This is a genomic window from Blastococcus tunisiensis, assembly GCF_900112815.1.
GTDB lineage: Bacteria > Actinomycetota > Actinomycetes > Mycobacteriales > Geodermatophilaceae > Blastococcus_B > Blastococcus_B tunisiensis.
In genome coordinates, this window is record NZ_FOND01000013.1 from 147127 (window position 1) to 160968 (window position 13842).

The 13842-nt window shown below is 73.2% G+C and carries 17 protein-coding genes; 13 read left to right on the forward strand and 4 right to left on the reverse strand.

What is annotated here, in order from left to right; all coding sequences use genetic code 11:
• Nucleotides 1–54 precede the first annotated feature (54 nt).
• Nucleotides 55–153: a mycothiol transferase gene (locus tag BM142_RS16640; RefSeq protein ID WP_217640757.1), complete on the reverse strand. Its 99-nt coding sequence runs from the start codon at nucleotides 151–153 to the stop codon at nucleotides 55–57.
• A gap of 596 nt (nucleotides 154–749) precedes the next feature.
• Between BM142_RS16640 and BM142_RS16650 the strand changes: the two genes are divergently transcribed.
• The 6 genes from BM142_RS16650 (at nucleotide 750) to BM142_RS16675 (ending at nucleotide 5270) form a co-directional block, all read left to right on the forward strand.
• Nucleotides 750–1064 (forward strand): rhodanese-like domain-containing protein, encoded by a 315-nt coding sequence (locus BM142_RS16650; protein WP_254791020.1) that lies wholly within the window; start codon nucleotides 750–752, stop codon nucleotides 1062–1064.
• A 34-nt stretch (nucleotides 1065–1098) separates the two neighbouring features.
• The gene (locus BM142_RS16655; protein ID WP_092201253.1) at nucleotides 1099–2484 is read left to right on the forward strand and encodes an MBL fold metallo-hydrolase; all 1386 of its coding nucleotides are present in this window, start codon (nucleotides 1099–1101) and stop codon (nucleotides 2482–2484) included.
• Nucleotides 2481–3059 carry a rhodanese-like domain-containing protein gene (locus BM142_RS16660; protein WP_092201255.1) on the forward strand — a complete coding sequence of 193 codons (579 nt, stop codon included), beginning with the start codon at nucleotides 2481–2483 and terminating at the stop codon, nucleotides 3057–3059. Before BM142_RS16655 ends, BM142_RS16660 begins: the two co-directional genes overlap by 4 nt.
• A gap of 4 nt (nucleotides 3060–3063) precedes the next feature.
• On the forward strand, nucleotides 3064–3942 hold the full coding sequence (locus BM142_RS16665; RefSeq protein ID WP_092201257.1) for a sulfite exporter TauE/SafE family protein: 879 nt from the start codon (nucleotides 3064–3066) through the stop codon (nucleotides 3940–3942).
• Nucleotides 3943–4050: 108 nt separating this feature from the next.
• Entirely contained in the window at nucleotides 4051–4317 is a 267-nt protein-coding gene (locus tag BM142_RS16670; protein ID WP_092201259.1) for a metal-sensitive transcriptional regulator, read from the forward strand.
• Nucleotides 4318–4520: 203 nt separating this feature from the next.
• Nucleotides 4521–5270 carry an OBAP family protein gene (locus tag BM142_RS16675; RefSeq protein ID WP_092201261.1) on the forward strand — a complete coding sequence of 250 codons (750 nt, stop codon included), beginning with the start codon at nucleotides 4521–4523 and terminating at the stop codon, nucleotides 5268–5270.
• A 32-nt stretch (nucleotides 5271–5302) separates the two neighbouring features.
• Here BM142_RS16675 and BM142_RS16680 read toward each other — a convergent pair whose 3' ends face one another.
• The 3 genes from BM142_RS16680 to BM142_RS16690 form a co-directional block, all read right to left on the reverse strand.
• Nucleotides 5303–6667, reverse strand: a complete 1365-nt coding sequence (locus BM142_RS16680; protein ID WP_092201263.1) for an MBL fold metallo-hydrolase — start codon at nucleotides 6665–6667, stop codon at nucleotides 5303–5305.
• Between the two features lie 49 nt (nucleotides 6668–6716).
• Nucleotides 6717–7106, reverse strand: a complete 390-nt coding sequence (locus BM142_RS16685) for a DUF302 domain-containing protein (RefSeq protein ID WP_092201265.1) — start codon at nucleotides 7104–7106, stop codon at nucleotides 6717–6719.
• 548 nt (nucleotides 7107–7654) lie between these two features.
• Nucleotides 7655–7960 carry a DsbA family protein gene (locus BM142_RS16690; protein WP_092201267.1) on the reverse strand — a complete coding sequence of 102 codons (306 nt, stop codon included), beginning with the start codon at nucleotides 7958–7960 and terminating at the stop codon, nucleotides 7655–7657.
• A gap of 212 nt (nucleotides 7961–8172) precedes the next feature.
• Here BM142_RS16690 and BM142_RS16695 point away from each other — a divergent pair, with 212 nt between their 5' ends.
• The 7 genes from BM142_RS16695 to sigB all read left to right on the forward strand — a co-directional run bounded on the left by BM142_RS16695 (nucleotide 8173) and on the right by sigB (nucleotide 13593).
• Nucleotides 8173–8988, forward strand: coding sequence for a GntR family transcriptional regulator (locus tag BM142_RS16695; protein WP_217640758.1), 816 nt, complete (start codon nucleotides 8173–8175; stop codon nucleotides 8986–8988).
• 19 nt (nucleotides 8989–9007) lie between these two features.
• Nucleotides 9008–9361, forward strand: coding sequence for a rhodanese-like domain-containing protein (locus BM142_RS16700; protein WP_092201269.1), 354 nt, complete (start codon nucleotides 9008–9010; stop codon nucleotides 9359–9361).
• Entirely contained in the window at nucleotides 9358–10149 is a 792-nt protein-coding gene (locus BM142_RS16705; RefSeq protein WP_254791021.1) for a sulfite exporter TauE/SafE family protein, read from the forward strand. Before BM142_RS16700 ends, BM142_RS16705 begins: the two co-directional genes overlap by 4 nt.
• 71 nt (nucleotides 10150–10220) lie before the next feature.
• Nucleotides 10221–10589: a thioredoxin gene (trxA, locus tag BM142_RS16710; RefSeq protein WP_092201271.1), complete on the forward strand. Its 369-nt coding sequence runs from the start codon at nucleotides 10221–10223 to the stop codon at nucleotides 10587–10589.
• 27 nt (nucleotides 10590–10616) lie between these two features.
• Nucleotides 10617–11894: an MFS transporter gene (locus tag BM142_RS16715; protein ID WP_217640759.1), complete on the forward strand. Its 1278-nt coding sequence runs from the start codon at nucleotides 10617–10619 to the stop codon at nucleotides 11892–11894.
• 8 nt (nucleotides 11895–11902) lie between these two features.
• Nucleotides 11903–12334, forward strand: coding sequence for a D-aminoacyl-tRNA deacylase (gene dtd / locus BM142_RS16720; protein WP_092201275.1), 432 nt, complete (start codon nucleotides 11903–11905; stop codon nucleotides 12332–12334).
• A gap of 272 nt (nucleotides 12335–12606) precedes the next feature.
• On the forward strand, nucleotides 12607–13593 hold the full coding sequence (gene sigB, locus BM142_RS16725; protein WP_092201277.1) for an RNA polymerase sigma factor SigB: 987 nt from the start codon (nucleotides 12607–12609) through the stop codon (nucleotides 13591–13593).
• Nucleotides 13594–13842 lie beyond the last annotated feature (249 nt).

Here is a 13842-nt window from a genome sequence, read left to right on the forward strand (position 1 = left end):
ACCGGGGCGTCCGCGTGTCCGGGTCCAGGGCCGGCAGTGCGGGACGACGGCGACTCATGCCGACCGGCGGGCCAGCACCTGCTCCCGGAGGATGTCGGCGTGGCCGCAGTGCTGCGCCAGCTCCCGGACGACCTGGAGGTACGACGCCCACACCGGGCGCTCTCCCCGACCGGTGACCACGGCCCCGGGGTCGAGACCGGCGGTCGCCTCTCGCGTCCTCGATCAGGCGGTCGAGAGCATGGCGCAGGGCCGTCCGGTAGAGCTCGATCAGCTCGTCGAGCCGGACCCTGAGGTCCCGGGGCCACTCCTCCGCACTCACGCACGCCACCCTGCGCGCCGCGGCCGGAGGAAGCAAACGCCGTTGCCGGTCCGGCAATCTGCGCGGCCGCGCCACCGCCGAGCCGGACGCCCCTACCGGGACCGACGGAACCGGGAGAAGAAGCCCCCGGACGACGGTTCGGCCTGCGGCTCGTGCCCCGGGCACCGCTGCGCGGCGGGCACACCGCGCATCACCTGATCCACGTGCTGGCCGCAGCCCGCCCACGTCGTCCGCCCGCAGGTCCGGCAGGTCACCGCTCGGCACATTCGTCCTTCTCCCTTCGTCGGGGCCCGTGACGGGGATGTCCACGGACCGTTCGCCCCAGCTCCGCTCCCCTCGGGGATACCCCCCCGGGAATGCATGCCGCGGTGCTACGGTTGGTCGAAGCATACCCCAGGGGGTATCTGCCACCCACTACAGAGGAGCTGCCGTGATCCCCGAGATCGACCAGTCCACCTTCGCCGCCCGCATCGCCGAGGGGGACGCCGTCGTCCTCGACGTCCGCGAGGCACGCGAGTACCGCCCCGGCCACGTCCCGGGCGCGAAGAACATGCCACTGAGCCTGCTCCCGGCGCTGCTGCCGGAGGTGCCGAAGGACCGCCCGGTCTACGTCATCTGCCAGGCCGGCGGGCGCAGCGCGCAGGCCACCGCACTCATGCGTGGCGTGGGCATCGACGCCACCAGCGTCGCCGGCGGCACCGGCGAGTGGATCGAGGCCGGGCGCCCGGTCGAGACCGCTGCCTGACCACTCCGCACCACAGCACGAGAGGACATCCACGATGACGATCTCCGTCCTTCCCCTGGACACGCCCGGCCTGGGCGACCGCACCTACCTGGCCCACGACGGCGAGGTCGCCCTGGTCGTCGACCCCCAGCGCGACTACGACCGCGTGCTCGGCATCGCCGAAGCGGCCGGCGTCCGGATCACCCACGTCTTCGAGTCCCACATCCACAACGACTACGTGACCGGCGGGCTCGAGCTGGCGCGCGAGGTCGGCGCCCAGTACCTGCTCAACGCCGACGACCCGGTCTCCTTCGAGCGCACCGGCGTCTCCGACGGCGACGTCGTCGAGGTCGGTGACCGGATGCGGGTGCGGGTGCTGCTCACCCCCGGGCACACGCACACCCACCTGTCGTTCGCCCTGTCCGACCGCGACGAGCCGGTCGCGGTGTTCACCGGCGGCTCGCTGCTCTTCGGCTCCACCGGACGGCCGGACCTGCTCGGACCGGACCACACGCAGACGCTGGCCCACGCCCAGTGGCACTCCGCCCGGCGGCTCGCCGCCGAGCTCCCGGACGAGACCGCGGTCTACCCGACGCACGGCTTCGGCAGCTTCTGCTCGGCGACCCAGTCCGGCGGCACCGCGAGCACGATCGGGCAGGAGAAGCTCGCCAACCCGGCGCTGACCACCGACGAGGCGCGCTACGTCGAGGACCTCCTGGCCGGCCTGGACGCCTACCCGGCCTACTACGCGCACATGGGCCCGGCCAACTCGGCAGGACCGAGCGAGGCCGACCTCTCCCTCCCCAGCGTGGCGGACCCGGCCGAGCTCCGGCGTCGCATCGAGGCCGGCGAGTGGGTCGTCGACCTGCGCAGCCGCACCGCCTTCGCGGCCGGGCACGTGGGCGGCACGGTCAACTTCGGTCTCGACGGGCAGTTCGTCACCTACCTCGCCTGGCTCATGCCCTGGGGCACCCCCGTGACGCTGCTCGGCGAGACCGCCGAGGACGTCGCCGAGGCGCAGCGCGAGCTGGTCCGCGTCGGCATCGACCGGCCGGCCGCCATGTCCACCGGCACACCCGAGGCCTGGGCCGGCGGCGAGCCGCTGCGCAGCTACCGGACCGCGACCTTCGCCGACCTCGCCACCACGCTGGCCGGCGACCCGCGGACGGCCGTGCTGGACGTGCGCCGCAACCAGGAGCGGGCCGAGAGCTTCATCGAGGGCTCGGTCCACATCCCGATCCACGAGGTGCTCGACCGCCTCGACGAGGTCCCGGCCGGCGAGGTCTGGGTGCACTGCGCCGGCGGCTACCGCGCCGGTGTCGTGGCCGCCCTCCTCGACGCGCACGGCGTCGACGTCGTGGCCATCGACGACTCCTTCGACAACGCCGGCCCCGCCGGCCTCCCCCTCACCACCGCCACCCTGCAGGAGATCTCCGCATGACCAGCACCGTCGACGCCCCCACCCTCGCCGAGCGCCTCGGCGACTCCGCGAACCCGACTCCCACGCTCATCGACGTCCGCACGCCGGTGGAGTTCGAGGCCGGGCACATCCCGGGCGCGGTCAACGTGCCGCTCGACCAGCTCCACGGCAGCCTGGACCAGCTTTGCTCCGTGCTGGACGACCACCACGACGTCGTGCTGGTATGCCGGTCCGGGCAGCGCGCCGGGCAGGCGCAGGAGGCGCTGCACCGGGCCGGGCTCGGCACCAGCCGCGTGCTCTCCGGCGGCATCGTCGACTGGGAGGCCACCGGTGGTGACCTCAACCGTGGGCGGCAGGCCTGGGAGCTGGAGCGGCAGGTCCGGCTCGCGGCCGGGTCCCTCGTGGTCACCGGCATCGCGGCCAGCACCGTCGCGCCGCGCGCCAAGTGGCTCTCGGCCTTCGTCGGCGGCGGCCTGGTGTTCGCCGCCGTCTCCAACACGTGCGCCATGGGCATGGCGCTGGCGAAGATGCCGTGGAACAGGCGGGGTGCCCGCGCCACCGGCTCGGCCCTGGACCAGCTGACCGCGAAGCGGTGACCCGATGCTGATCGCACTCACCGTCGCGCTGGCCGTCGTCGTCGGGGTCACCCTGGGTGTCCTCGGCGGCGGCGGGTCGATCCTCATGGCCCCTCTGCTGGTGTACGTCGCCGGCATGGACGCCAAGGAGGCGATCGCCGCCTCGCTCGTCGTCGTCGGCGTCACCGCGGCGGTGAGCGTGATCGGTCACGCCCGTGCCGGCCGCGTCCGCTGGCGCACCGGCCTGCTCTTCGGGTCCGCCGGCATGGCCGGCGCGCTCGCCGGCGGGTTCGTCGGCGGTCATCTCCCCGGGCAGCTGCTGATGATCGCCTTCGCGCTCATGATGGTGGCCACCGCGGTGGCCATGCTGCGCGGCCGCAAGGACGTCGACCCGTCCCGGGCGCACACCGAGCTGCCGGTCGGCCGCGTCCTCGTCGACGGGGTCGTCGTCGGCCTGGTCACCGGCCTGGTCGGCGCGGGCGGCGGCTTCCTCGTCGTCCCGGCGCTGGCGCTGCTCGGCGGGCTGCCGATGGGGGTGGCGGTGGGCACCTCGCTGCTGGTCATCGCCATGAAGTCCTTCGCCGGGCTGAGCGGCTACCTGGCCACGGTGTCCATCGAGTGGCCGCTCGTCGCCGCGATCACCGTCGCGGCGGTCGCCGGGAGTCTCGTCGGCGCCCGACTGGTCGACCGGATCCCGGCCGACGTCCTGCGGCGGGCCTTCGGCTGGTTCGTGCTGGCGATGGGTGCCTTCGTGCTCGTCCAGGAGGCACCGGACGGCGCGCGGATCCCGGCACTGATCGCGGTCCTCGGCATCGCCGGCGCAATGGGGACCTGCACCGCGTTCGTGCCGCGCTGCCCGCTCCGCCACGCCGGGATCGTCGGCCCGCGGGCGGCCGGCGCCTGACAGCAGACGGTCGCGCGGCGCGCCCGGGAATGCCCACGCGCCGCGCGGCGCTCCACCATGGCAGTACCTGCCGGGGTATGTCTCCGGCGGACGCGAGAGGATGAGGACATGCAGCTCGAGGACACCCAGGTGGTCGGCGACGTCATCAAGCGGCTCCGGCGAGCCGAGGGCCAGCTGGCAGGCGTGATCCGCATGCTCGAGGCCGGCCGGGACTGCGAGGACGTCGTCACCCAGCTGGCCGCCGTGTCCCGGGCGCTCGACAAGGCCGGCTTCGCCATCATCGCCACCGGCCTGGAGCAGTGCATCACCGCCGGGGAGGACGGCGACGCCCTGGACCGCGCCCGGCTCGAGAAGCTCTTCCTCTCCCTCGCCTGAACACCGGCCTCCCCCGCGGCCCGCACCGGTCTCCCGGTGCGGGCCGCGTCGTCGTCCGGGTGCCGTTTCACCCCTGAGCTCCGGGGGCACGCAGTCCTCCCAGGAGGCATCCGGCCGCAGCGGCTGACGCAGCGCCCGGACCGCGGCCGGTGCCGGTGCCGTACGAGCGTCCCGGTCCGCTCCCTCGACCCCCGGAGGTCCGCGTGAACCCCGCCATCACGGCCCGCCCCAGTCCCGTCCGCCCCGCCGGTGAGGACAAGGGAGCCTGGCTCGCGGTGCTCGAGCAGGGCTCGCACCTGCTGCAGGAGACGACACCGCTCGACGGTTTCCACGTCTACGTCGTCGGGTTCCACCCGGCGAAGGACGACCCCGGCATGCAGATGGAGGCCCACCACTTCTGCCGCGTGGTCAACGACGACCTGCTGCAGTGCGTCCTCTTCGACGGCAACACCCGCGAGGCCAACCTCATCGGCGTGGAGTACATCGTCAGCGAGAAGCTGTTCGCCACGCTGCCGGAGGAGGAACGGGCCTACTGGCACCCGCACAACTTCGAGGTCCTCTCCGGCCAGCTCGTCGCCCCGGGACTGCCGGAGCCGGCCGAACGCGCGTTCATGCGGCGGCTGGTGAACTCCTACGGGAAGACCTGGCACACGTGGCACACCGGCCGGCACGACGGGGAACCCGGGATGACCCTCCCGCTCGGGGACCCGAAGCTGATGTGGTCGTTCAACCGCGAGGGCGAGTGCGACGAGGCCATCAAGCAGCACCGCAACGAGCACATGGGCATCGACCCGGAGGAGAAGCGCTCCCGGCGGCAGGAGCTGCTCGCCCTGGCCCACCCGCAGGAGGGCGTGGACGCGCTGAAGGACGCCTTCCCGGGCAGCGTGCCGGTGCCGGGAGTCGTCGACGTCCACACCGCTGACCGGGCCGCCGAGGGCGACCGTCTCAGCTAGCGGATCGGCCGGCCGCCGGCGGGCCCCGCGCGCTAGGCGTCCGACGGCCGGACCTCGAGCCCGGCCTTCCCCGCCGCCTCGTAGGGATCGTTCACCAGGACCACCGAGCGCCCGGGCCGGTCCAGCACCGAGGCGGCGATCGACGCCCGGTAGCCCGATCCGCAGTAGACCCACACCTCGCCCTGCGGCACCTCACCGAGCCGGTCGGCGAGCTCGTGCAACGGGATGTGCTGCGAGCCGCGGACGAAACCGTTCGCCCGCTCGTCGTTGCGCCGCGCGTCGAGGACGTGGACCGGTCCGCGCGACATGGCCTCGGCCAGTCCGGCGAAGTCGCTGACCGGGTACGAGCGCAACAGCTGCCCGTCCGCGAGGGACTCGACGTCCCCGATCGCGGCACCGGCCAGGTCGTCGATGCCGATGCGCACCAGCTCGCGGCGGGCCTCGGCCACCTGCTCCTCGCTCTCGCCGATGAGCGTCAGCGGCGCGCCGTAGCGGTAGAGCCAGCCGAGGTAGGTCACGAAGTTGGTGCCCAGCTCCACGTTCGTCGAGTCGGTCAGGTGGCCCGCCGCGAACGCCGTCCGTTCGCGCAGGTCGACCACCCATTCCCCGGCCTCGAGCCGCCGGCGCAGCTCCGTCGGGTCGACCCTCTCGGGCATGGAGAGGTCGACCGGCGCCGGACCCCGGCGGTTGATCGGCGCCATCCTCGCGTAGTAGGCCGGGTAGACGTCCAGCCCGGCCAGCAGGGTGTCGACGTACTGCTGCTCTTCCTGCGTGAGCGCCGGATTGACCTTCCGCTGCTCGCCCACGGTCGAGGAGGTCCCGCTGGTCGGGGTGGCCGAGCAGAAGCTGCCGAACCCGTGGGTCGGGAAGACCTGCGCCTCGGCCGGCAGCTCCCGGGCCAGCCGCCGCACGGAGTGGTACTGGGCATGGGTCAGCTCGTCGGTGGTCTCCGGACTGACCAGATCGGTGCGTCCCGTGGCGCCGTAGAGCATGGACCCGCCGGTGAACACGGCCCCGGCGTCGCCGTCGCCGTCGGCCAGGGCGTAGCTGACGTGGTGATGGGTGTGCCCGGGGGTGTGCATCGCGGTCAGCCGCAGCCGCCCCGCCTCGATCACCTCGCCGTCGGCCACCGCGACGTGCTCCACCTCCACGTCGCTCCCGGTGGGCAGGACGTAGGCGGCGCTCGTCTCCTTCGCGAGCTCGGGTCCGCCGGTGACGTAGTCGTTGTGGACGTGCGTCTCGAGGACGTGGGTGATGCGCACCCCCCGCCGGGCGACCAGATCCAGCACCCGGTCGATGTCGCGCTGCGGGTCGATCACCACCGCGACCTCGCCGTCGTCGACGAGGTAGCTGCGGTCGCCCAGGCCTTCGGTCTCGATCGTCTGCACGTCGAACATACCGACCCTCCTTCCCTACCCCGGAGGGTATGAACCGCGAATCTCCGGGTCAGCTCCCCAGTGCGGCCAGCGCCGCATCCAGCCGGCGACCGGCCTCGTCGGCCATCGGCTGCAACTCAGGCCGCTCCGTCATCGACACCATGGTCTGCGGGTCGAGGACCTGCACCGTGGAGCCGCTGCCGGCCTGGCTGACCACGACGTTGCACGGCAGCAGCACGCCGATACCGCGGTCGACCTCCAGCGCCTGCTGCGCGAGGTCGGGAGCGCAGGCGCCCAGGATCAGGTAGGGCTCCATCTCCACTCCCCGCTTCTGCCGCAGGGTGGCCTGCACGTCGATCTCGGTGAGGATGCCGAAGCCCTGCTCGGCCAGGGCGTCCTTCGTGCGGGTCACCGCCTCCGCGAACGGGACGGCGAGGTCGAGGGTGCGCCGGTACTCCATGTGCCACTCCTTCCGGGACGCCGCCCGACGCCGCGCAACCCTCCTGCTCGGGTCGCCGGTCGGTGCAACGAGGCCTCCCTACCCCGACCGCCGCTGCCGTACCGCTGCTCCCCGGACCGAGCGGTCGGCCGCACGGGCGACCGGCCGACCTGCGACGTTGCCCCCGCCTCCGGCATCTGCCTATTCTCGACCGGTGTACTGGGGATTCGCAGCGAGCCGGCCCGCGTTCTGCGTGTGCCTCCTCGCGGTGACCCCGCTCCTGGTCGACGACCGGCTCTGTCCGGGCGGCACACCCTCCCGCTGAGCCAGCGCTCAGCGGCCCGTGTCCGCCCGCACGCCAGCCGAAGGACCTCCGTTGACCGAGATCGCCGCGCCCGTTCCCGTCCCCCTGCAGCTCGGCCCAGCGCCGGAGACGGCCGTTCCCGTCACGCCGCCGGCGAACAGCGCTGTTCCGGCCCACCGTCCACGGTGGCGGCGCCTGGCCTCAGCGATCGCTGACACCCACCGGGCAACCGTCCCCTTCTGACCCGCCGCACCGCCGGCACGGTTCAGCCGTGGGCGCGTCCTCGACCCACCTCGAGCTCGGCGATCCGGCTCTGCGCCCTGAACTCGAGGTCCGTGGTGTCCCCGAGCCCGAGGACGCCGGTGACGCCGAGCTGCTGCCCCTCGCGGAAGTCGGTCGTGACCGCGTCGAGCGTCTCCTGCGACTGCATCGTCGCGGTGGACCGCTCGACGTCGAGGTCGCGGGCGAGACGGATCAGCACGTCGTCGGTCAGCTGGCCGCTGTTCGGCGGGAAGCCCAGCGCGTAGACCGCGTCGTGGTACTCCCAGAAGGAACCTTGCTCCCCCGTCACCCGCGCGGCCCGCGCAGGGCCTGGGCCGTCGAGGACCGGCCGGACCCTGGTTCCGACCGGGTGGATGGAGCAGCGCTGGGCCGGTGGACTTCCCCCTGGGGCGCCGACGTCGGACGCTGGTTGTCCGGACAACTTGTCTACAGTTGGCCGGACAAGAGCCGCCCGGGTCGGCGATCGGCACCCGCCATCCCTGCACCCGACCTGGAGGAACCGTGCCGGAGCTCCCGCCCACCCCGCCGGCGGCGCGGCTGCACCGTCACGTGGGCACGCCGCTCTGGCGCCAGCTCGCCGCCGATCTCCGCGAACGGCTGGACGGAGGTGAGTTCACCGGGGGGTTCCCCGGCGAGGTCGAGCTCGGCCTCCAGTACTCGGTCAGCCGGCACACGGTCCGCGAGGCGTTGCGCCAGCTGCGCGCCGACGGCGTGATCAGCACCGGGCGCGGTCGGCGCCCCCGGCTCGCCGCGCCCGACCCGGTCATCGCCCAAGCCACCGGGATCGCCTACTCGCTGTTCTCCTCCGTGGAGGCCTGCGGGCTGGTGCAGACGTCGGTGGTGCGCGTGCTGACCGTGCGGGCGGACGGCGTCGTCGCCCCCCGGCTGGGGCTGGAGGAGTCGACGCCGCTGGTCCACCTCGAGCGGTTGCGCCTGGCCGACTGCACGCCGCTGGCGCTCGACCGCGTCTGGCTCCCCGCCTCGATCGGCGAGCCACTGCTGGACGTCGACTTCTGTCGCACCAGCCTGTACGAGGAGCTCGCCCGCACGGGCATCCCGGTCACGGGTGGGCAGGAGACGGTCCGGGCGGTCATCCCGAGCCGGGCCGAGCACGACGCTCTCGGCCTGGAGCGGCCGTCGGCGGTGTTCTCGCTCGAGCGGACCGGCACGAGCTCCGGCGTCCCCGTCGAGTGGCGGCACACCCTGATCCGGGCCGACCGCTTCGCCCTGACCAGCACGCTGGAACCCCGACCGGGAGCGGCCGAGCCCGCGAGCGGTGACCACTCGAGCTCAGCCCTCACGCCGAGCTTCGACTGACCCCGAGGAAGGACCGACGATGACCGAGCCCTCCGCCACCGACCGGCTCCCCGACCTGGATCCCGACCGCGCAGCGGAGCTGCTCGAGCGGGGCGAGGCCGTGCTCATCGACGTCCGGGAGCCGCAGGAGTGGGCAGCGGGCCACGCGCCCCAGGCCGAGCACCTGCCGCTCGGCCGGCTCACCCCGGACGCGGTCCCGCAGGACCGTCCGGTCATCGCCGTCTGCCGGTCGGGCAACCGCTCGGGCAAGGCCGCCGACGCCCTGGCCGCGGCCGGCGTGCGGGTGCACAACCTGGCCGGTGGCATGGCGGCGTGGGCCCGGGCCGGCCTGCCGGTCGTCACCGACGACGGGACGCCGGGCACCGTCGCGTGATCGTCGCCGCCACGCTCGGGCTCGGGCTGCTCATCGGCCTGAGCCTGGGCGCACTGGGCGGCGGCGGATCCATCCTCACGGTTCCCGCCCTGGTCTACGTCCTCGGCCAGGACGCCCGCGCGGCCACGACCAGCAGCCTGTTCATCGTCGGCATCACCTCGGTCGTCGCCGCACTCGGCCACGCCCGCAGCGGGCGGGTGCGGTGGGGCGTCGGGGTCGTCTTCGGGGCCACCGGCCTCGCGGCCGGCTTCGTCGGGACCGCGGTCAACCGGCTCGTGAACCCCGACGTGCTCCTGCTCTCCTTCGCCGTCGTCATCGTCGTCGCCGCCGTGGGCATGCTGGTCTCCAGCCGCGGCGAGGAGCCCGCGCCACAGGAGGACGGCGCCGCGCAGCACGCACGACGCTGGACCCCTGGGCGGATCGGTGGGGTCGTCGGTGCCGGGCTGCTCGTCGGCTTCATGACCGGCTTCTTCGGCGTCGGCGGCGGCTTCGTGGTCGTCCCGGCGCTCACCCTCGCCCTGGGCCTGCCCATGCCCCAGGCGGTCGCCACGTCCCTGGTCGTCATCTCGATCAACTCCAGCGGTGCGCTGCTGGCCCGCGCTGGCACGGCGCACTTCGACTGGGCGGTGATCGTCCCGTTCACGCTGGCCGCCGTCGCCGGCTCGCTGGGCGGGAAGGTCGTGGCCGACCGGCTCTCCGCCGCGACGCTCACCCGCGCCTTCGCGGTCCTGCTCCTCGCCGTCGCCGGCTACACCGCCACATCGAGCGTGGTGTCACTCCTCGGCTGACCGCCGGGAACATCATGCTCGGATCTGCGGTTTATACCCCCGTGGGTATCCGTCGACGAAAGGGCCACATCATGAGCTCGACCGCTCTCACCGCATCGACCTTCCAGGACACCGTCAGCCGTGACGGCATCGTGCTGGTCGACTTCTGGGCCGCCTGGTGCGGCCCCTGCCGCGCCTTCGCTCCGGTCTTCGAGGCCGCGGCGCAGCAATACCCCGACATCGTCTTCGGCAAGGTCGACACCGAGGCCGAGCAGGAGCTGGCCGGCGCCGCCGGGATCCGGTCGATCCCGACGCTGATGGCCTTCCGCGACGGCGTCCTCGTGTTCGCGCAGCCCGGCGCGCTGCCCGCCGAGGCGCTCGAGGAGCTGGTCACGGCGGTGCGCGGGTTGGACATGGACCAGGTGCGCGCCGACCTCGCCGATCAGCGTCGCACCGCCTGACCGGCGGTGCCGACCGCCGATCCACCGGTGAGCCGCGCCAGCGGGGTCGAACTGGGACTGCGGCAGAACGCGGCCCAGTTCACCCTGCTGGTCGCGGTGAACGCGCTGGTCGGCGGCGTGCTCGGCCAGGAGCGCACAGTGCTCCCGCTGCTGGCCGAGCGGGCGTTCGGGCTGAGCGCGCACACCGCCGTCCTGACCTACATCCTGGCGTTCGGCCTGGCGAAGGCGGGGACGAACTACCTGGCCGGCGCCTGGTCGGACCGCTTCGGGCGCAAGCCCGTGCTGGTCGCCGGGTGGCTCGTCGCCGTCCCGGTGCCGCTGCTGCTGATCTGGGCGCCGTCCTGGGGCTGGATCGTGGCGGCCAACGTCCTGCTGGGCATCAGCCAGGGGCTGACCTGGTCCACGACCGTGATCATGAAGATCGACCTGGTCGGGCCGGCCCGCCGCGGCCTGGCGATGGGCCTCAACGAGGCCGCCGGCTACCTCGCCGTCGCCGGCACCGCACTGGCCACCGGGTACCTCGCCGCTGCGTACGGCCTCCGGCCGGCACCGTTCCTCGTCGGCGTCGCCTACGTGGCACTGGGCCTGGGGCTGTCCGCCCTCGTGGTGCGCGAGACCCGCGACCACGCCCGGCTCGAGGCGCGGGGACACACCCCGCGCGCGGACGGCCGGCAGGACCACCTGCACGGCGAGCTGACACAGCGGCAGGTGTTCGTGCAGACCAGCTTCCGGGAGCCCGCCCTCTCCTCCGCCAGCCAGGCGGGGCTGGTCAACAACCTGAACGACGGTCTGGCCTGGGGGCTGTTCCCCGTCCTGTTCGCCGGCGCCGGGCTCGGCATCGGCCGCATCGGCGTGCTGGCCGCGCTCTATCCGGCCGTGTGGGGCCTGGGCCAGCTGGTCACCGGGGCGCTGTCGGACCGCTGGGGACGCAAGCCCTTCGTCGTCAGCGGCATGCTGCTGCAGGCCGGGGCCCTCGCGCTCGTCGCCGCGGCGGACACCTTCCTGGTGTGGGCCGGCGCCGCGGTCCTGCTCGGCGCCGGTACCGCGATGGTGTACCCCACCCTGCTGGCCGCGATCGGCGACGTGGCCCACCCCGCCTGGCGGGCGAGGTCCGTCGGCGTCTACCGGCTGTGGCGCGACGGTGGCTTCGCCGCCGGCGCGCTGCTCGCCGGCGTCCTCGCCGACCTCTACGGCATCCGCGCCGCCGTCTGGGTCGTCGCCGGCCTCACCGCGGCGTCCGGCGTGCTGGCCGCCGTCCGCATGTACGAGACGCACCAGCGCACCGATCCCGCGCCGGCCGGTTGAATGGCGGCGTGCGCGCCGTGGTGAGCAGGGTCGGTACAGCCGCTGTAACCGTCGACGGCGCCGTCGTCGGCGAGATCGGCGCCGGATTGCTGTCACTGGTCGGAGTGACGCACACCGACGACGCGGCGGCGGCCCGGGCGCTGGCCCGCAAGATCCACGAGCTGCGCATCTTCGCGGGGCCGGACGGGGAGGTGTCCGCGGCCGACCTGGGCCTCCCCGTGCTCGTGGTCAGCCAGTTCACGCTCTACGCCGACACCCGCAAGGGCCGCCGACCCTCCTGGCAGGAGGCCGCGCCCGGCGAGGTGGCCGAACCCCTCGTGGGCGAGGTGGTCGCCGAGCTCCGCCGCCGCGGGTGCCCGGTGGCGACCGGCGTCTTCGGGGCACGCATGCAGGTGTCCTCGGTCAACGAGGGCCCCATGACGGTGCTGCTCGAGGTCTGAGCGCCACATCCGTGCCCTCCGCCAGGTGAGTCCGGCCGCCCAGCGGGTAGGGACCGGTGACGGAGCACACTCCCTGCGGGTTTGCTGTGAACGCCCGGATCGTGGAACACCGGACCGGGTCCGCGCCGTTGTGCAGGGCGTACCACATCGGACAGAAGAGGCAGGGACCGGTCCGACACCCGGACACCGCCCGCACTCGACGCCTGGATGCAACGCTACGTCGCACGACGCGGCGGGTGCATCCGAACAGAAGGCAAGGACGAAGACCCATCGTGACGCTGCTGCAGTCTTCCCCCAACGACACCCTCGGGGTGCGCTCACCGCGACGTGAGCCTGACACCAGTGGTCTGGTGTCGACCGACCTCGTGCGCGTGTACCTCAACACCATCGGCAAGACCGCGCTGCTGACGGCCGAGCAGGAGGTCGAGCTGGCCAAGCGCATCGAGGCCGGCCTGTACGCCGGGCGCCTCCTCGCCGAGAAGCCCGACCTCTCCCCCGCCAAGAAGCGGGACTACAAGACCCTGGCGATCGACGGCAAGGCGGCGAAGGCCCACCTGCTGGAGGCCAACCTCCGGCTGGTCGTGTCCGTGGCCAAGCGCTACACCGGCCACGGCATGACGTTCCTGGACCTGATCCAGGAGGGCAATGTCGGCCTGATCCGCGCGGTGGAGAAGTTCGACTACACCAAGGGCTTCAAGTTCTCGACCTACGCGACGTGGTGGATCCGCCAGGCGATCACCCGCGCCATGGCCGACTCCGGCCGCACCATCCGGCTGCCCGTCCACCTGGCCGAGCAGGTGAACAAGGTGGTCCGCACCCGCCGGCGGATGCACCAGGAGCTCGAGCGCGAGCCCACCGCCGAGGAGCTCGGCCTCGAGCTGGACATCCCCGAGGCCCGCATCACCGAGCTGCTCGAGTACAGCCGCGACCTGGTCAGCCTGGACCAGACCGTCGGTGCCGACGAGGAGTCCCGTCTCGGCGACTTCATCGAGGACGCCGACGCGGCCGTGGCCGAGGACGCCGTCGCCTTCCAGATGATGAAGGGCGACGTCCGCAACGTGCTCAACACCCTCGAGGACCGCGAGCGCGACGTCGTCGTCCTCCGCTTCGGTCTCGACGGGTCGCAGCCGCGGACGCTGGAGCAGATCGGCAAGCAGTTCGGCCTCTCCCGCGAGCGGGTGCGGCAGATAGAGCGCGAGACGATGGCGAAGCTCCGCGACCCCGAGCGCGCCGACGCCCTGCGCGACTACCTGGCCTGACCCACGCCCCTCGCGGCTCGCGGTGGGCCCCTGCGCGGCCGAGAGCCCGTCCCCTCCCCGGGGGCGGGCTCTTTCGCGTCCTGGACGCGTCCTCCCTCACCGGAACGCGTCCTCCCCCACCGCAGGCCGCGAGGGAGGACGCGCCATGATCAGGGACGGCGGATTCAAGGGGCGGACGCAGCACCCGCGGTTTGATCGCCTGACAGTAGTGGGCCGATGACCTCGTCGGGCTTGAGCCAGCCGAGGGTC